This window comes from Methylomonas sp. AM2-LC, from assembly GCF_039904985.1.
Taxonomy (GTDB): Bacteria; Pseudomonadota; Gammaproteobacteria; order Methylococcales; family Methylomonadaceae; genus Methylomonas.
On record NZ_CP157005.1, the window covers coordinates 2,437,566 to 2,454,722 of the forward strand.

Sequence of the window (17,157 nt, forward strand, 5' to 3'; positions counted from 1 at the left end):
CACGCTGTTTATAAGCAGTTTAATGACCGGCAAAATATAAGGCTCTTGCCCACACATCGTTAGAATAATCGTTATGCGTAGTACCAATATCCATGCCTTGCAGGGTTTTTACGTTTTTAACGCCAGCGTTGTAGGCAACCACGGCAGCTTGTAATTGTCTTGCTGCTGGCCAGTGCGGATAATGACAGGTAATTTGTTGCAGAAATGCGTTAAGTAAGGTGCTGGCCTGGCATATATGTGCATCACTGTGAGGATCTGCCACGCCTTGCAGGGTATGGTAACGTTTATCAATTTGCAGTATGCCAAAGGCATGTTGATTGTCGCCATAGCCGTTGCTATCCAGCGTCGCTCCGCAACGGCTTTCGCGGCTGGCCATAGCCGCCAATAGTGCGGGTGGTAGTTGGACTGCCAGCGCCGCGCGTTCAAAACGGTCTTTAATAGATAATATTCTGGCGCTATCATGCTTAGCCAGTTGTGTTGAGCCAGTCACGCCAGTTTGGCTAAGCTTATCAGCCAGCACAGTTAGTGCCGAAGCACCGCTGGGTTGAAAGTTAAAAAGTATTGCATTGCTGGTATCTGTTCCTATCATGTTATACAACCTGTCTCTATTCGGGTAATAGCTAACGTAACAGGGCTGGTTTTAATCATGCGCATCAGCGCCAAGCAAATAATGTCACTAAAGGGTAGTTTTAGGCGTATGGGTGTTTGAACATGAATAAGGGATTTTCTTCGGTATTGAATATATCGCGCTGGGTTGCGGCGTTACTGGTGGTTGTTCATCATGTACGGCATCTTGTGCTGGCCGATTTAAACGATGTTGCCAATGCGGGTCTACTCACTAAAGCGTTTTATTTTTGGACGGGTTTAGGTCATGAGGCCGTGGTGGTGTTTTTTGTGGTCAGCGGTTTATTAGTCGGCGCACTCACCTTAGAAAAATGGCGGCTGGGAAAAGCAAACGGTGTGTTTGATTATCTGGCGCATCGATTTTCCAGAATCTATATTGTGTTTATTCCTGCTTTAGCGGTGGGCTATGGCTTGGATTATATGGGGTTATTGGCTTTTGATAATGCTCAACTTTATTCTAATTCGTATCAATACCACACTATTTCACTGGATACGATCATCAAAGATAATTTAAGTATTGAAGTGTTGCTGGGCAATCTGTTTATGTTACAAAAAGTCTGCGTGTCCGTATTGGGCAGTAATGGACCGTTATGGAGCTTGGCTTTTGAATGGTGGTACTATATTTTATGGATACTGTGCATAGCCATTATTTTTATGCGCGGCATAAGGCAATGGCTATCAGCGGCGTTATTAATAGTGTTACTGGCGGCGTTGCCGTGGGAAATTTTATTGTGGATGAATATATGGCTACTTGGCGTAGCCACCTATTATTATGGCCGCTCAAATTGGCCTAAACCATCACCTTGGTTGAGTTTTGGGTTGTTTGTAGTGGCACTGGTTGTTTCCCGGCAAAGTACCCATTATTTTAATCAAGTAAACACGGTATTTATCAACCCACATTTTATTAGAGATTTTGGCTTGGGCTTGGTGTTTTCGGTGTTTTTGGCCAGCTGTTCTCAATTGAGCCAGCCTTTTAGAGGGGATGCTTTACATACCAAGCTGGCAGGCTTTTCATATTCGCTTTATCTGGTACATTTTCCGGCTATGGTGTTTTTAGTTGCCGCAAGTCATCAATTGTTGAATAGCGGCTTCTTGCTGCAGCCCAGTTTTAAAGCCTATAGTTATTTCATGCTGTGCGTGGTTGTGTTGTGTGTGTATGGTTATTTATTTTCTTTGGTTACCGAAAAACATACCTTTAAACTGGTTAAGTTGCTGAAATCTATTGGTGTTGGTAGGGTTTGGCAGGTTTAAGGCGATAAACCGGAATAGGTCGTAATAGGAGAAGCCGTATTGAGACACGATTACCTTCGATCATGCGGCAATACGCTGCGCTATCGACGCCCCATAAGGTAATAGCTTTGATTATTGTTGTTTATGCCCTTACACCAGGGGCGTAGGATGTGGTGAGCGGAAGCTAACCACATTCATTGCCACGACCAAATACCATAGAATTGATAGTCTTGGTTTTATTTTAAGATTGATGTCGGTAATTAAGGCTTTATGGTGCGGTTCGTGCCTCACTACACTCTACGACACTAACATAAACCCGCCTAATAACGGTATTGAACTGGAATGATGCTCCGCCCGTTGGTTGGCTCATCGTCCTATTAAATAATTTCATAAATAATGTAATTATTGCCCTGATGCGCAGGTTTATAGTTTTTGGCGATAAAGTCGCGTAGCTCTGGAAACTCTCGGGTGGTATCAACGCCAGAAACCCAGGGTTTATCTTCGCCGGGAACATCTATAATAAAACGTGGCCGTAATTGTGTCATTTGGCAAATAAAGGCTTGGCGTAGGCCTTGAATAAATGGATTGGATAGATGGTGATAAAAGTAATAGTCGTAGATATAGCGGGTTGCCAGTTGCGCTTCTGAAAATAGCATGGCATGGATGGCTCCGCCTGTCCAATCCAGTGGTTGCACCAGGTCGCCGGGGTTTAGGCGTGGTTTTAGCCAGCTTATTATATCGTCAACGCGGCCATTTTTAGGGATATGCGATTCTTTGCCATGAAATAAATCAGAACCTAACACAGCTAAAAATGCCGGTAATTGGCCATGCAGACTAACCGCTACTAACATGAATAATGAGATTAATAGTTTCTTGCAGTAATAGATAAATTTCGTATCCTGCAGTTGGGCCATCGGCAGTAAACACAATGCAGTAGAAATAGAGCAAAAATAGGCGAAAGGCAAATAATGATAACGCCAGAATTTTCCAGCCAAAGTGGGATAAATACCATAGGCTAGCGTTGATAAAGCTAAACAGCCCAGAAATAACAGCAAGGCTTTGTTCTGTGTGAGTTGTTTATGCATTAAAAATTGGAAATAGCCCAGTAGTGCCGACAACAGCAACGGGCCATACACACTAAATCTAACAGTTGATGTTAACAGGTAACTGATGCGGCTTAAGCCGGAAATGGTCACGTGATCGCCCGTCATTGCTGTGTGTAACGGCAAGTATTGGCTGAACATGTCTAAGAATGTGATGAGTGCTTCATGCTGGTATAGCCATAGTAATACTATGGACAGTGGCACTAGCAGTCCTGCAAAAGTGATACTGGCAGCACTTAAAAAATTCTGCCAGCTAAGCGTTTCAGATTGCTGGCGAAAAGCCAGTAGTGTGGCAAAAACGATGGGTAAGGTAATAATCAGATGCGGTTTTATAATCAGCGCTATACCGTACATTAAGCCAACCAGCGCAAAGCGCAGCGGCGTTGTAGCGGTTTTAAAATCAAACGGTATACACAAAAAAGCCACGGAAATTGGGATTAGTCCAATGTAGTCTTTTTGCAGGTACATGGTCTGACCTTCTGCTAAGTAAATTAGACAAAATAACGCCACACTCCATAGTCCTATTATTTGACCAAAACGGCGCATAAACCGATAAGTGACCAGCATCAGTAAGGTTAAAACCACGAGGTTTACCCATTGAAAGGCAAGGTCGCCATATCCCAGAAAATGCACTATCAAATAATGAAACAGAAAGGTGCCGGGCATGCTGGTTTCGAATATATCCCGATATGGCACGTAATGGAATTTATCGATCAGGAAAGCAATATATTGCAGTAGCGGCGTATCCATTTCATAACGCCAGGATAAAGTTGTATAGGCTTTGATCAGTATTAATACCCCTAACAGAGCTAGCACTGGATGCTGGCTAATGGCGGATAGTCTTTTTAAGAGTGCTGAGTTCATATTGGCATGTTAAGCAGGTCCAACAGGCAAGTTAAGTGTGTAGCTGGGGTGGTTGCAAATACCTGTTTGTTTGGGTGGTTAGCGGGCATAAACTCTGGTTTTAGAGTCAAACCGTTATGGGGGATATGGCTGTTTCCTTGCAATAAAATGACATTCTTCATTTTGTCCTTTGCTTAAGCACTATTAAATCACTTTTTGGATTATTTTGGCACTCATTTGTGACAAAAGTATGACGCAAATGGTTGGTTTATGGGCAATGAAATATCGATGATATTGGTTTTATTGGGTGTGTGTCTTTTTTGGGGGTAGTAGCATTCCCGTGATTACGCTGACGCTAATCATGGCTACGTTATATTTTTGAGCTTGTGTGCGGATGATTTTAACGGATCGCAATAAGCTGTGTACATGGACATTTTTCAAAAAGAACAAATGCGCGAGGCACACGAGGCGGAAAGTTTACGCCGCCGTTTGCTAGCCGCTGCCGATTTTAAAGCCATTACAGAAACTGCTGCTGGTAGACGTTTTTTACGCCGATTGTTAGCAGAATGCGGCTTAATGCAAGCGGCGTTGTATTTACATAAAGATCGGCCGATTGATGCTCTGGAAATGGCTTATCACGAAGGCCGCAGGTATATCGGGCGCTGGTTGATTGGTTTGTTTCAGGATCAACCTGAACGCTATCTGCAACTGTTACGCGAGCAGATGGATGATGAACACGTGTAATCATAGGCGCTTTGATGGAGTGTTTAGTGTAAAGCAGGGATATGTCGGCTTATGTGGTGAGTTAGTGTTTTTTCGCAGCAACTAGGAGGAAATAGTGATGAGTAATAGCGGTGCTGAAAATAGTGTGACTAACCAAGTCGCCACAGAAAATGCGGGGGGTATGACTGCGTCTTTAGTTGAGGAACAAGCACCCGTTGCAGCACAATTGCAGGATCAATCAGCAGATGACGTTCTGCCAGTTGAGCAACAGCAAACGTCTGATGCGGTTGCTAATGAGGATTATGCGGATTATGCGGATTTTAAATTGCCGGAGGGGGTGCAATTAAATACGCAATTATTGGGCGAGTTTAAACAAATGGCCAAGGGTTTGGGCTTGAAACAGGAACAAGCACAGGCGTTGGCGGATTTGGGGGTTAAGCAGGCGCAGAGCATTGTGGGCAAGATAGAAGCCGATAAATCGGCGGAGGTATTGGCATGGACCGAGGCATCTAAAGCGGATAAAGAATTTGGTGGGGATAAGTTTGACGAGAATTTGGGGATTGCCAAAAAAGCGCTGGATGCGTTTGCTACCCCGGAGTTGAAAGCCGTACTGGCTAAGACCGGGCTGGGGAATCATCCGGAATTGATTCGGGCGTTTTTTAAAGCTGGGAAGTTGATTTCAGAAGATCAGTTGGTGCCGGGTGGCACTAAGCCAGTGCTTAAAGGAAAGTCGGCCGCACAGGTGTTGTATGGGTAAGTTGCTGAAAGTCAGGATGAGAATAGTGTGCGGGCGGTTGCTTTGGTGGTTTGCGCAGTTAAAGTTTGCTTATCCACGCGTATTTAAAGCGCTGCCGACTGGTGGCCGACAATTTTTCAAAGCGTAAGGGCGCCATGATGGGTGGTTTGTATGTTTGGATGCTTATAACCCAGCAGTGTAGTTACGCCGCTGCAAGTTTAGTGCATCCAATAGAGTGTTAATTATGCCGCCTGCCAAGGCCGGTGATTGTGATTTATTGAGGGGTTAAATATGACAACAGTAGCACTGCCTAACCAGTTTTTGACGTTAGCGGACTGGGCAAAAATGCAAGACCCTGATGGGCGGGTGGCAGTCATTGCCAACTTGCTGAGTCAGACCAATGAGATTTTAGAAGATGCGGTGTTTGTCGAGGGTAACTTGCCCACGGGTCACCGCGTAAGTGTAGCGACAGGTTTACCGGCGGTGTACTGGCGATCGTATAACAAGGGTATTCCCTCCAGTAAGGCCACCGTTGCACAGGTGGATGAGCAGATCGGTATGCTGGAAGCGTATGCGGTGGTGGATAAGGATTTGGCCTTGCTGAATGGCGATGTGGGGGCGTTTCGGTTACAGGAAGATCAGTTGTTTCTGGAATCTATGAACCAGGTACAGGCACAGACTTTGTTTTATGGTAATCCGGCCAATGATGCCCGTCAGTTTATGGGTTTGCGTCCGCGCTTTAATAACACAGCGGCAGGTAATGCCCAGAACGTGTTAGATGCAGGTGGTACCGGATCGAATAATTTAACCTCGGTTTGGTTGGTGGTGTGGGGTGAGAACACGGTGTTTTGTCCGTTTCCTAAGGGCAGTCAGGCGGGTTTGATTCATGAGGATATGGGCGAGGTGACTACTTGGGATGATAACCAGAACCGTTATCAGGCCTTCCAAACCCATTATCAATGGAAAAATGGTTTGGTGGTGAAAGATTGGCGTTATGTGGTGCGCATCGCCAACCTGTTACCTTCGGATTTGATTGGTCAGGTCAATACGCAGTCTGCGACGGCTTCTACGCAGTTGTTGTGGTTAATGTCGCGGGCGCTGGATCGTATCCCTAATTTAAATGCAGGCCGTGCCTGCTTTTATATGAATAGAACGGTGTATTCGGCGTTACGTTTGGCGGCGTTGCAAAAGTCGAATTATGCGTTGTCGATTGATGAGGCGTTGAGTCAATTTGGTGTGCCGCAACGTTGGACCAAGTTTATGGGTGTGCCGTTGCGTAAGGTGGATCAGATTTTAAATACCGAATCGCAAGTCACATCAAGTTCATAAGGGGGATGTATGCAAGATAGTAAGTTATTAATCGCCGGCACCATATCCGGCAATAACAATGTCATTACTGGTTTTAACCTGACGGGTGCCACCACGGCTGCGGCGGTGTTATCACCCTATTCAGTGGATTTAAATCCGGGGCATGGTACAGGCATCGATTTGGGCGAGGGTACGCCTATTTATCTTAAATACGTCATTCAGACCACCATTACCGGTGCTACGGGGTTGACAGTAAATATTGTGACGGATTCGACGGCGGCGCTGACAGCAACGCCTTCGGTATTGGCTTCTCAGAATATATCGGCGCTGATTGCGGGTACGTTTGGCTATATTCAGGTTCCACCTCTGATTGCCAGCAGTGCGTCGAACGGCTTGGGGCAGGAGTTTTTGGGTGCCAGCTTTTTGGCCTTGGGTGCGACGGTAACGGCGGGAGCGATTATCGCGGAGTTTACTAATGTGGTTGATGATCCTAAGACGTTTTATGCGTCTGGGTTTGCGGTTGTTTAAAAAGGGGTATTTATGGCGAAGTATCGGGTGTTGGTGGATTCGGTGATTGGATCGGGATTGGTTAAAGCCGGTGAGATTATTGAGTATGACGGCAAAAGTGAGGGCAAGCCTGGGCCGAATCTGGAATTGATTAAGGAGTCGAAGCAGGCAGCGGTGAAGACGCTAGGTGCGGAGGGTGAGATTGAGAATCCGGACGCTGCCGCAGCTTAATTTTGATGGGCATTAATTGCCCATCCCTTTTAATTTTGGAGATTTTCACATGAAAGCAGTAAGTTTGAAGAAAACGGTGGTGGTACAGGTACAGGCTGCGCAGATTACGGAACTGAATGCCACGTTGGATGATGGCACGATGGTCATTCCTGTAACAGGTCCTGTGTCGGTGAATGATTGGGCGATTAAGGATGCATCCGGCAATTTGTCGGTGTTGGCGGCGGCGGATTATGCGGCGGAGCTGGTGACTGCATGAGTACGGTGACTTGCCAGAAAGTGGTTGATCCGATTACGGGGGCGGTGTCGTATACGGAGCTGCCGGCTGCGCCTTCGTCTTTGCAGGGGGTGTTAACGGCTATTCAGAATGCGGGGCCGCAGGCTTCTAGTTATGCGGGAGTGGGGTTGTCGACTGCGATTGCCGGAGCCGCCACGTATTTGCCACCGGGTTCGACTGATTTGGCTTCAAATGCGGCGGGTGCGGTGTTAAGTGGGTTGGCTGGCAATCTTCCGGGGGCGGTGCTGGGCGGTATTGCGGTGGCGTCTGGGTTGTTGGCGATTATTCGTAATGAGAAAAGTGGGAGTTTAAGTAATGCGCAGATTCAACAAGTGGTTAGTAGTCTTACTCAGCAGCAGCTTATTAGCTTGCTCGAACAGTCAGCCGCTAACGGCAACGCAGGAAGTGCAAGCGCTGCAATCACAGCCAGCCCCGTTAAACCCGCCAGCACAGTGCAGCCAGCCAGTGCCTAATTACAGCACAGAGCAGTTGAACGTGATGAGTGTGGAGCAGTTGCAGGCGGCGGCTGTGGCTAAGTTGGAGCATCTGCGGGATTGCGGGGGCTAGCGTGACAGATTCTTATAAAGCCATTGTGAGTGCGATTGCTTCGATTGTCACCAGTTTGGGATTGGTGGCGAATGAGGTGATGACTTATTTGAATGCCAATGGTGTGGCATTTGGAGTGCTCTTTGGTGGGATTACCACCACCAGTACGGTTTATTTTCATATTAAAAATAACCACACCATTGCCAAAAGCCATATTGAGCGCCGTGCGGCGGAGCGGGGTGAGTTGTAATGTCGCTTGCAAAAAAATCGGCTTTGGCGGTGGTGGCGGCCTATCAGAATAAACCGTTTGAGGGGCGGGCGATATTAACGGCTATACCGCAGGGGTTTGGGTTTTTTACCATGGCGCAGCCTGGGCATTTTCATCTTGATTTGCGGGGTACCCGGGATTTTTCGGACCTTAAAACCGATGCGTTGGTGGTGACCAAGGTGTATTTGGATGGTGAGGCGCATGCGGGGTTTGTGGACCGGGTTGAGCAGATTTATCCTGAGGTATTGCGGGTGTATAACCAACTTCCTTTAGATGCGGACATTACTATCAGCGGCCATAGCGAGGGAGCGGCGCTGGCGTTGTTGTTGGCGGCTTTGATTAAACCGACTCGGCTGATTTTGTTTGCTTGTCCGAAGACGGTGGATGTGACTTTGCGAGATGCCATTTTGCACATGGGTTTTGCCATTGAGCATTATGCGGGTAGATACGACTTGATACCCGACTTTCCAGTTGGTTTACACCAGGTGCTTGAACCTGAGCGACTTTATTTTCCTAATGTCTATAAGGCGGATGAATTAGGACAACATTCAATTGAACATATTGCAGAGGCATTATTATGAGTAAGTTGGGCGCAGCACCAGTGGGAATTTATGCGGACGATGGGGTTACATTGCTGGGGGTGATGGACGATGCTGGGAGTCAACTGGGTCTTAATAAAACCTACAGCACTTTTAGTAAATTTATATCTGACTATTTAGGTAATAAGCTCGGCATTGGTAACTGTTCAGTATTAGGCAATAGAGCGACTTCGTTTTATTATGATGGCACTACTCTAAGAGCTACTGATGGTAGGCAGGCTATACGAGCTGTTGGCGGTAATGCCTCTTTAAATGATGTATTTTATACAGGTGCTAAATCTACTTTAAGTTATTCTACGCATATTGCGCAAAATAATATTTTAGCGATAGGGATTAAAGTAGCGAATTATTTATTTAACGAATCGCTAAACGCTCCTTTTTCTGGGAGCGGTACGATAACCACAAATTTAACAGTCGAAGCAAGTATCGAATATCCTATCGGTGGAACGCGTCAAAGGATAACCTTTAATGCTGCTAATCAGGGCGTTATAGCCCCAGGTACAGATTTGGATTCGGACTTAATTGTTTTAACAAATTTAATACCAGCAGGTGCTAAGTTTAGAATCTGGGAAATGCACTTAGTTACGGGTACAGACTCTGTAATGGTTAATAGAAACTGTTATCTACCTGACGGAGGTGACAATCTAGTTTATCGAACCACTACACCCGGCAATTTTGGTGCTACTAATGTAGTGACGGGTACTTTTGCGGGGGCTACTATTGATGGTGGCTCATACGGACAGCAGGGCATTAGGCCTGCGTGTATATTTGGGATTACAGATATTCCGCTTCCCGCTGTTGCTGCAATAGGTGACAGTCGAGTTTACGGTACTTTTGAAGAGCCAGATTCATCAAGATTTTTAGGCTCAATAGAAAGAATGATGGGAAGCCTGTTAACTACACAAGGATTTGGAGTTGGCGGTGAAACAGGTGCACAATTTGTTAGCGCAAATGGTGCTAAAAGACGAGCTACGATTAATAAATATTTTACTCACGCAGTTTGTGACTATGGAGTTAATGACATTTATCAAAGCGGTATTTTAACGACAACTGCATTAGCAGCGATGCTTAATAATATAGCAAACGCGCTGCCGTCTATACAAATTTACGCTTGTACAATTAGACCTGTAACCTCAAGTACTGATGGATGGATAACAGCTACAAATCAATCGTTATCTAATGCAGGCGGTGTAAATACAGCCGCTATATCTAACGCTGCACGTATTGCATTTAATTGGATGTTAAGGACTGGTGGGACAGGAAAAGGAGCGATTTCCGCACCTGTACCCGGCGGATTACCAGGGGTATATGATTATTTTGATTTGGCTAATGATGTTGAGTGCAATTCAGCGGGAGCTTTAACGCAAGACGGAGGGTTTTGGTTGCCATTGACGGCTTCTTTAACCTGTAGCTGCACAAGTAATACTATTACTTTATCAGCAAACCCTAATAACTACGATTTAACTGGCTCTATAGTTGTTAGTTCCCCGGGAAGTACGGGTAATAGTTCTAGAGTTTTATATCAAGATTCCGTAAATCCTTTAGTTTGGTATATTGATGGAAGACTAGCTAGCTATACTTGGGCATCTGGTGTTACCGTATTTAATAATTCAACATCAGACGGACTACACGAGTTACCGGGTTCTAATAGATTACATTCACCTGCATCTAATGCAAAATTTCCATTGTATGCGTTCACTTAATAAATATTAATCCCTGCAATATTTGCAATTATTGCAGGGAATATAAATATGGCTACGGCAATTAATGCCGTTGATAGAATTTTTTTGAAAGTATTCATTATTTGACAAAGGCTCTGGTTAGTTTTTTGCGGAATGGAATATCGTAATATTTTTCTAAAAATATTGATAGTCCAAAGATTGTTAGCATAAAAGCGATGCCGCTATAGGGTGCGAATTTAACTTCTGCGTTGTTGATTAATAAGGAAGTGATTTCGCTTAAAGGTTTGTGTAGTACATAGATTGGATAACTTGCGGATCCAAGCGCAAGCAAGATGGATTCTGATTTAGATCTTGACGTTGGTGTGGCTGCGAATGCTACGCATATTGGGAACAGTATACATACAGTGATTACATCTATCCAGGCAATGTAGTCTGAATAAGGGAGAGAAAGCGAGACCAATACGATGATAAAAGCAACGTAAGGTAATGCTCTGTTTTTGGTGTAATTGTATATTTTTGCATGATATCTATATAGCAAAACACCTGTAAAAAAGCCAAAAGCGGCTCTTACTATACCAGCGGAAATTGATTGGATGCTCATGAAAAAACCAGCATTTAAATCATTGTGTGTGTATGCGATGCCTATTAATAGTAATGCAGAAATGCTTATTATAGAAAGCAATATGTTTGTGGATTGCCACTTTCGAGTAGAGGCATAAACGAAGTTTATTATCAACTCATAAAACAATGACCAGTAAGGATTGTTAAGAGGGAATAGTTCGGGGCTTGAGTCTGTTGGGTAGGGAATAAAAAGCGCAGTAGTAAAGAATTCTATTGCATCGTTACCATTAAATAAGTGTTGATTTAATAGCAGGTTAATTGCACAAAGAGTGATCGATAAACCGAAAATTGGATATAAACGAATTAAGCGGATTTTAATGAATTTGAAAAAACTGATTGAACCGTTTGTAAGTTTATCTTCATAAGCGTGAGCGATAACAAAGCCGCTAAGTATAAAAAATAAATCTACAGCGAGATATGAATGAAAGACATTGAAATCCCAATAACTAGGGGTATGGCGAGTTACAACAAAAATTGCAGCCAAGCCGCGTATGCCGTCCAGGTATGCAAATCTATGCTTCATTATGTAAGCGGTATTGAGTGAAAGGTAACAAAGTATATCAATTTATATGATGTTTTTTATTACGCCGCCTGCCAAGGCAAGGTTTATAGATGACTACACAGATTAATATTTGTAATTTAGCGTTGGCCAAGTTGGGTGATGTGGCCAATATTTCCAGTTTGACGGATGGCAGTATGCAGGCGGTTTATTGTGCTTTGTTTTATCCGCAGGCTTTGAGTGTGTTGTTGCAGCGCTATGCGTGGTCGTTTGCGTTGCGATCTATCAAACTAAATGCCTTGGCTGGGAGTTATAGCGTAGCGGGTACGGTGATGACGTGTGTAATGACTGGGCATAACCTAATAAGTGGCTCTAGTTATAACTTTACATTTACGGATAGCAGCAATAGCTATGATGCGTCAGGTACTGGGAGCAGTTATGCGGTTTCTGTGGTGGATGCCAATACCTTTACCTTGACGGTGGCGAGTGGCGGGGCGGCGTCTGGGTCTGTATCCGTTGTGCATCCTCAGTGGTTGTATGCGTATGGCTTGCCGAGTGATTTTTTTAATTTGGTGGCGGTGGGTGATGGTATTGACGCGGGGATGCCCACAGGTACCAGCCTGGTTGATTTTGCTTTTGAAGCCAATGTGTTGTTTTGCAATCGTCCGAGTGCGGTGCTGGAGTATATGAGTGCGTTGGCGTTGTCGGCCAGCGGTTATCCGCCGTTGTTTATTGAGGCGTTGTCTTTGTTGTTGGCCTCTTATTTGGCGGGGCCTATTTTGAAAGGCGATACAGGTGTTGCGGCACAGCAGCGGTTGGGGCAGGTGTTTGATTTGGCATTGGCGCGGGCGGTTGAGGCGGATGGATTGTTAAGGCGGGTTAAGCCTGTGTATGTGCCAGATGCGATTAGGGCGCACAGGGCGGGGTCGTTTTATGGGGTTGGGGGTGGGCAGCCCTGGAGCGGTAATGTCGGCGGCTCTAATAACATTTTATAAGGTTTTACAATGCCTAACGAACGCACGATAAGAACCAGCTTTGTCGGTGGTGAGGTTTCGCCGGAGATGTATGGGCGGTTGGATCTGGATAAGGAGCAATCCGGGTTGGCGTTGTGTCAGAATTTTGTGGTGTTGCCGCATGGTCCGGCGCAGAGTCGGGCGGGGTCGCGGTTTGTGTCAGTGGTAAAGGCGTTGGGTGCACGCTTGATTCCGTTTTCGTTTAGCGCAGTGCAGACCATGGCGATTGAACTGGGGGCTGGGTATTTTCGGTTTCACACACATGGGGAATCGTTATTGTATGGCTGTGGCATTTTGGGTGCCGAGTTGGTGGCAAATAACACCATGCGATACAGTGCTTTAACGTCTTTGCCTAACTGGAATAATGGTCATACCGGTAGCGGTACCGCATCAATCAATATTGGCAATGTAATGGCACTTAAATCGCCAAGTACCGGTAATATTGGGCAAGCATACCAAGCGTTAACCACTGTTATCGGAACAACCTATGATCTAGTGGTTAATTTTGTCGGGCAGCCGTCTTTATGGGTATTTGTTGAAAATACAATAGGAAACACTTTAACGCCTATAGGTGCTTTAATAGCTCAAAAGTTAACTCCTGGCAATTCGCTTAAGCATACCTACACGTTGACGTTTACGGCTTCTGCGACAACGACTTATATTAGGCTGGCCGCTGATATAGCAGCGCCTTTTGAATCAGCTTATGTTTACGCAATCAGCATCAGCGCCCAGGCATTTAACTGTACGGGTTTTGATTATAACGCGAGTTATGTGCAGGGAGATTATGTGCATGATGCGTTTGATAATGTATACATTTGCACCCAGCCTAACACTAATTTAGAGCCGTCTAATATTGCCACTTTTGCGCAATATTTCAGCAGTTATACGCCAGTTTATTCAGTATACAACCCCGCTACTGCCTATGTAGCCGGTAAAATATGCAGTTATGGCAGCAATGCCTATTATTGCCTTGCGGCCAGCACGGGTAATTTGCCGACCAATACCGCGTTCTGGTATCAACTGCCTGCTACGGGCGAGTATGAAATACCTAATCACTATTTGGCGGCGGATTTATTTGATATTCATTATGTGCAATCGGGCGATATCGTTACTTTTGTGCATCCGTCTTATGCGCCCATGCAGCTGGAGCGTTATGGCAATTTGGATTGGATATTAGCAGGGATTAGTTTTGCGTCCAGTTTAACGCCACCTGCCACGCCGACGGTGGCGATTACACATCCAACTGCTGGTTATCCGGTTAATCGTTCTTATATTGTCACGTCTCTGAATCAGTATGGTCAGGAAGAAAGTTTACCGTCTACGGCTTCTGCCTTGGCGAGTAATGATTTAACCATTGATGGCAATTACAACACTATCAGTTGGACGGCGGTAACGGGCGCGGGTTTTTATAATGTGTATGCACAGGATAATGGTTCGTTTGGGTTTGTGGGCCAGGTGCAGGCGCCGGCTTTGAGTTTTGCTGATCATAATATTACTCCTGATCAAACGCGTAGTTATCCTTTGATTGATAGTCCGGTACCGCTATCGAGTGCGGGAAATTATCCAGCGGCGGTGGGTTATTACGAGCAGCGCCGGGTGTTTGCTGGCAGTAATAATCAGCCGCAAAATTTGTGGCTGACACAGCCAGGTACCGAATCGAATATGAATTATTCGGTGCCTTCGCAAGGAAGTGATGCGTTGCGGATTCGTATTGCGGCGCTACGGGCGAATGTTATTTCGCATGTTCTTGCGTTGCTGGATTTGATTGTGTTGACTGCATCTACGGAGTGGCGGATTTATACGCCAACCGGCGATGGGTTAACGCCAACCACTATTTCCATTAAGGCACAGAGCCAGAACGGGGCGACGAATGTGCAGCCAGTGGTGGTGAATAATGCCGCTTTGTATGTAGCGGCCACTGGCGGTCATGTGCGTGAGCTGGTGTATCAGTGGCAGTTAACGGGGTATGAGTCGAACGATGTGAGTTTGCTGGCTACGCATTTGTTTAATGGACATACCATTAAGGAAATGGCGTTTAGCCGGGCTTTGTATCCGGTGGTGTGGGCGGTAAACGAAACCGGAAAACTATTGGGTTTAACTTATGTGCCGGATCAGCAGGTCAGGGCTTGGCATCAACATACCACAACTAATGGCCTGTTTAAGTCGATTTGTACCATTACCGAGAATGGTTTTGATGTGCTGTATGCGATTGTGGAGCGAGTGATTGCAGGAAACACGGTGCAGTATATTGAGGCGTTTGATACCCGTCAGTATGACGGGGTGTTGGCCAATGCGTTTTTTGTGGATTGCGGGATTAGTCAGACCTTTAGTACGCCAACCAGCTCGGTGAGTGGTTTAACCTGGTTGGCGGGGCAGACGGTATCGGCGTTGTTGGATGGTAAGGCGGTGACGGGGTTGACTGTTTCTAGTGATGGCACGGGAACTGTGAGCTTGCCTTATGCGGCCAGTGTGGTGACGATAGGGTTGCCGATAACGGCCATTTTGGAAACTTTACCGGTGAGTGTGGTGGGTGATGCGTCTTTGGGTCAGGGGCGGGTTAAGAATGTGAATAAGGTTTGGGCGCGGTGCGTGGATTTTTGCGGGTGTCAGGTGGGCCCTTCGGTTTCGTCTTTGGTGCCTGTGGCACCGTTGGCGGTGGATAGTAATGGTAATCCGGCGCTGGCGAACGGGGAGTTTAGGGTGAATATTATGCCGCAGTTTACGCCGGATGGCGGGGTAGTGATTAGTCAGAATTTGCCGTTGCCGATTACGGTTTGTGATGTGACGTTGGAGGTGGCGTTTGGGTCCTAGGTGCTAGCGCACGGAGACGGCGTTATTGTGGAGCGGTTTTTAGCTACGCCGTCCGCTAAGACTGGAATTGATGCACCGCCCGTTGGTTGGCACATCCTACGTTTTTTAATTTGGGGTGATGTGTGGTTAATGTCGTAGGGTGCGGTGAGGCACGAACCGCACCATAAAGCCTTAATAACTGCCATCAATCTCAAAATGAAACCACAAGTAACAATTGTGCTGTATTGGATTGCGATAATTAATGTTATTGGGTGAAAATTCATGCGGTTGGATGCCGTTCACCACAATTTGTAAATAGTTTATGCATTTTTTTATTTTTGGGTGATGAGTGGTTAGGATTACTTCTAGGTTTCCGCAGGATACCGATATTGTTTATCTGGCTGAGAATTTGCGCCAGGCAGATATTGCGGAGCTGGCGGCGGTGACGGATTTGTTGCCTTGTGAGGCGGTGATTGCTTCGGTACAAGCTAGTGATCCGCGATTTTTGCGGGCTTGGCTGGCGGATGATGAGTTGTTGTGTATTTGCGGCTGTTCGCCTGTGACGGTGGCACAGGCTGCGCCTTGGTTGTTGGCGACAGATTTGCTGGATAAACATTTGCTGCGTTTAACCCGCGAGGCTAGGCAGGGAGTGCAGGACATGCGCTCAGTCTATCCGCATTTAACTAATGTTATAGATGTTAAACAGGTAAAGATTATGCGCTGGCTGCAATTGTTGGGATTTGCGTTTACTGATCGGCAGGAAGCAAGGGCCGGGTTTGAGGTTATGCGGTTTGAAATGAGCTCGGTTTTTTCTGTAAGCGCTGTTGAGAAAAAGGCAACGTAGCTGTTGCAAAGGGGCTTACTACGAACGCAGATAGGTAGATTTAAGCGTCAAGTCTGCCGTAAATTGATGAGGAGAAGGGTTGATGTGTGATGGATTTTCGGAAGCGGCGTTGATGATGGCGGCGGGTGGTTCAGAGGGGATGGGTGCTGCGGCAGGGGGTTATACCGCGATGGCGGGTGTAGGCGAAGCTGTGGGATCGGTAGCGTCGATGGCGGCGGCAAATGTAGGGACTATCGCCAGTCTGGGCACTGCGGGGTTGTCGGGTGTTTCAGCGTTTACGCAAGCTAGTGCAGCTCAGCAAGCCAATAAATATCAAGCCGAAGTGGAGCAGAATAATGCACAACTGGCGGCTTATCAACGCAGTGCCGCCATTCAGCAAGGTGGTTTGCAGGCTCAGCAAAGTCTATTACAAACTGTGCAGGTCATTGGCGAACAAAAAGCTACTTTGGCGGCTAATGGTGTGGATTTAAGTTCCGGGTCGGCACTTGATCAATTGGCGACTAGCCGATTTTTAGGGGCTCAGGATGTGAATGCCTTACAGAGTAATGCCGCACGTGCTGCTTGGGGTTATCAGGTACAGGAACAAACACATCAAATTCAATCTGGGCTGAGTGCCTGGCAGGCGAATACCAATAATCCATTGGCAATTGCTGCTAGCGCAACGGGTGGCTCATTGTTATCCAATGCCACCCGCTATGCCGGACAAGGAGGATAAG

At 46.2% G+C, this 17,157-nt stretch carries 18 protein-coding genes; 15 read left to right on the forward strand and 3 right to left on the reverse strand.

The window, feature by feature from the left end; translation table 11 throughout:
* Positions 1 to 19: 19 nt before the first annotated feature.
* Positions 20 to 589 carry a transglycosylase SLT domain-containing protein gene (locus tag ABH008_RS11035; protein WP_347989905.1) on the reverse strand — a complete coding sequence of 190 codons (570 nt, stop codon included), beginning with the start codon at positions 587 to 589 and terminating at the stop codon, positions 20 to 22.
* A gap of 122 nt (positions 590 to 711) precedes the next feature.
* Here ABH008_RS11035 and ABH008_RS11040 point away from each other — a divergent pair, with 122 nt between their 5' ends.
* Entirely contained in the window at positions 712 to 1,875 is a 1,164-nt protein-coding gene (locus ABH008_RS11040; RefSeq protein ID WP_347989906.1) for an acyltransferase family protein, read from the forward strand.
* A gap of 356 nt (positions 1,876 to 2,231) precedes the next feature.
* Here the strand turns inward: ABH008_RS11040 and ABH008_RS11045 are convergent, their stop codons facing one another.
* Complete coding sequence (locus ABH008_RS11045; protein ID WP_347989907.1) at positions 2,232 to 3,821, reverse strand: hypothetical protein; 1,590 nt, start codon at positions 3,819 to 3,821, stop codon at positions 2,232 to 2,234.
* A gap of 405 nt (positions 3,822 to 4,226) precedes the next feature.
* Here ABH008_RS11045 and ABH008_RS11050 point away from each other — a divergent pair, with 405 nt between their 5' ends.
* From ABH008_RS11050 to ABH008_RS11095, 10 genes are all read left to right on the forward strand, one after another.
* A complete protein-coding gene (locus ABH008_RS11050; protein ID WP_347989908.1) occupies positions 4,227 to 4,544 on the forward strand; it encodes a hypothetical protein in 318 nt (105 codons plus the stop codon).
* 97 nt (positions 4,545 to 4,641) lie between these two features.
* Positions 4,642 to 5,280, forward strand: a complete 639-nt coding sequence (locus ABH008_RS11055) for a hypothetical protein (protein ID WP_347989909.1) — start codon at positions 4,642 to 4,644, stop codon at positions 5,278 to 5,280.
* Between the two features lie 270 nt (positions 5,281 to 5,550).
* Positions 5,551 to 6,588 carry a major capsid protein gene (locus tag ABH008_RS11060; protein WP_347989910.1) on the forward strand — a complete coding sequence of 346 codons (1,038 nt, stop codon included), beginning with the start codon at positions 5,551 to 5,553 and terminating at the stop codon, positions 6,586 to 6,588.
* A 9-nt stretch (positions 6,589 to 6,597) separates the two neighbouring features.
* Complete coding sequence (locus ABH008_RS11065) at positions 6,598 to 7,095, forward strand: hypothetical protein (protein WP_347989911.1); 498 nt, start codon at positions 6,598 to 6,600, stop codon at positions 7,093 to 7,095.
* A gap of 12 nt (positions 7,096 to 7,107) precedes the next feature.
* Positions 7,108 to 7,305: a hypothetical protein gene (locus tag ABH008_RS11070; protein WP_347989912.1), complete on the forward strand. Its 198-nt coding sequence runs from the start codon at positions 7,108 to 7,110 to the stop codon at positions 7,303 to 7,305.
* Positions 7,306 to 7,354: 49 nt separating this feature from the next.
* Positions 7,355 to 7,561 carry a hypothetical protein gene (locus ABH008_RS11075; RefSeq protein WP_347989913.1) on the forward strand — a complete coding sequence of 69 codons (207 nt, stop codon included), beginning with the start codon at positions 7,355 to 7,357 and terminating at the stop codon, positions 7,559 to 7,561.
* Positions 7,558 to 8,052 carry a hypothetical protein gene (locus ABH008_RS11080; protein ID WP_347989914.1) on the forward strand — a complete coding sequence of 165 codons (495 nt, stop codon included), beginning with the start codon at positions 7,558 to 7,560 and terminating at the stop codon, positions 8,050 to 8,052. Before ABH008_RS11075 ends, ABH008_RS11080 begins: the two co-directional genes overlap by 4 nt.
* Positions 8,053 to 8,147: 95 nt before the next feature.
* Positions 8,148 to 8,375, forward strand: a complete 228-nt coding sequence (locus tag ABH008_RS11085) for a hypothetical protein (RefSeq protein ID WP_347989492.1) — start codon at positions 8,148 to 8,150, stop codon at positions 8,373 to 8,375.
* Positions 8,375 to 8,974, forward strand: a complete 600-nt coding sequence (locus ABH008_RS11090) for a hypothetical protein (RefSeq protein WP_347989915.1) — start codon at positions 8,375 to 8,377, stop codon at positions 8,972 to 8,974. Before ABH008_RS11085 ends, ABH008_RS11090 begins: the two co-directional genes overlap by 1 nt.
* On the forward strand, positions 8,971 to 10,695 hold the full coding sequence (locus ABH008_RS11095; protein ID WP_347989916.1) for a hypothetical protein: 1,725 nt from the start codon (positions 8,971 to 8,973) through the stop codon (positions 10,693 to 10,695). The genes ABH008_RS11090 and ABH008_RS11095 overlap by 4 nt, the downstream gene beginning before the upstream one ends.
* A 97-nt stretch (positions 10,696 to 10,792) precedes the next feature.
* Here ABH008_RS11095 and ABH008_RS11100 read toward each other — a convergent pair whose 3' ends face one another.
* The gene (locus ABH008_RS11100) at positions 10,793 to 11,818 is read right to left on the reverse strand and encodes an acyltransferase (protein WP_347989917.1); all 1,026 of its coding nucleotides are present in this window, start codon (positions 11,816 to 11,818) and stop codon (positions 10,793 to 10,795) included.
* Between the two features lie 89 nt (positions 11,819 to 11,907).
* On the opposite strand from ABH008_RS11100, the gene ABH008_RS11105 reads away from it, so the two are divergent.
* The 4 genes from ABH008_RS11105 (at position 11,908) to ABH008_RS11120 (ending at position 17,156) form a co-directional block, all read left to right on the forward strand.
* Positions 11,908 to 12,789, forward strand: coding sequence for a hypothetical protein (locus ABH008_RS11105; protein WP_347989918.1), 882 nt, complete (start codon positions 11,908 to 11,910; stop codon positions 12,787 to 12,789).
* Positions 12,790 to 12,798: 9 nt separating this feature from the next.
* The gene (locus ABH008_RS11110) at positions 12,799 to 15,618 is read left to right on the forward strand and encodes a hypothetical protein (protein ID WP_347989919.1); all 2,820 of its coding nucleotides are present in this window, start codon (positions 12,799 to 12,801) and stop codon (positions 15,616 to 15,618) included.
* 328 nt (positions 15,619 to 15,946) lie between these two features.
* Positions 15,947 to 16,441, forward strand: coding sequence for a hypothetical protein (locus tag ABH008_RS11115; RefSeq protein ID WP_347989920.1), 495 nt, complete (start codon positions 15,947 to 15,949; stop codon positions 16,439 to 16,441).
* Positions 16,442 to 16,523: 82 nt separating this feature from the next.
* On the forward strand, positions 16,524 to 17,156 hold the full coding sequence (locus tag ABH008_RS11120; RefSeq protein WP_347989921.1) for a hypothetical protein: 633 nt from the start codon (positions 16,524 to 16,526) through the stop codon (positions 17,154 to 17,156).
* Position 17,157 lies beyond the last annotated feature (1 nt).

Excerpts from the sequence above, each read along its gene's own strand:
- ABH008_RS11035 (WP_347989905.1), bottom strand. The coding sequence starts at position 589 with ATGATAGGAACAGATACCAGCAATGCAATACTTTTTAACTTTCAACCC.
- ABH008_RS11095 (WP_347989916.1), top strand. The coding sequence starts at position 8,971 with ATGAGTAAGTTGGGCGCAGCACCAGTGGGAATTTATGCGGACGATGGG.
- ABH008_RS11110 (WP_347989919.1), top strand. The coding sequence starts at position 12,799 with ATGCCTAACGAACGCACGATAAGAACCAGCTTTGTCGGTGGTGAGGTT.
- ABH008_RS11100 (WP_347989917.1), bottom strand. The coding sequence starts at position 11,818 with ATGAAGCATAGATTTGCATACCTGGACGGCATACGCGGCTTGGCTGCA.
- ABH008_RS11055 (WP_347989909.1), top strand. The coding sequence starts at position 4,642 with ATGAGTAATAGCGGTGCTGAAAATAGTGTGACTAACCAAGTCGCCACA.
- ABH008_RS11045 (WP_347989907.1), bottom strand. The coding sequence starts at position 3,821 with ATGAACTCAGCACTCTTAAAAAGACTATCCGCCATTAGCCAGCATCCA.
- ABH008_RS11070 (WP_347989912.1), top strand. The coding sequence starts at position 7,108 with ATGGCGAAGTATCGGGTGTTGGTGGATTCGGTGATTGGATCGGGATTG.
- ABH008_RS11060 (WP_347989910.1), top strand. The coding sequence starts at position 5,551 with ATGACAACAGTAGCACTGCCTAACCAGTTTTTGACGTTAGCGGACTGG.
- ABH008_RS11065 (WP_347989911.1), top strand. The coding sequence starts at position 6,598 with ATGCAAGATAGTAAGTTATTAATCGCCGGCACCATATCCGGCAATAAC.
- ABH008_RS11080 (WP_347989914.1), top strand. The coding sequence starts at position 7,558 with ATGAGTACGGTGACTTGCCAGAAAGTGGTTGATCCGATTACGGGGGCG.
- ABH008_RS11050 (WP_347989908.1), top strand. The coding sequence starts at position 4,227 with ATGGACATTTTTCAAAAAGAACAAATGCGCGAGGCACACGAGGCGGAA.
- ABH008_RS11075 (WP_347989913.1), top strand. The coding sequence starts at position 7,355 with ATGAAAGCAGTAAGTTTGAAGAAAACGGTGGTGGTACAGGTACAGGCT.
- ABH008_RS11120 (WP_347989921.1), top strand. The coding sequence starts at position 16,524 with ATGTGTGATGGATTTTCGGAAGCGGCGTTGATGATGGCGGCGGGTGGT.
- ABH008_RS11040 (WP_347989906.1), top strand. The coding sequence starts at position 712 with ATGAATAAGGGATTTTCTTCGGTATTGAATATATCGCGCTGGGTTGCG.
- ABH008_RS11105 (WP_347989918.1), top strand. The coding sequence starts at position 11,908 with ATGACTACACAGATTAATATTTGTAATTTAGCGTTGGCCAAGTTGGGT.
- ABH008_RS11090 (WP_347989915.1), top strand. The coding sequence starts at position 8,375 with ATGTCGCTTGCAAAAAAATCGGCTTTGGCGGTGGTGGCGGCCTATCAG.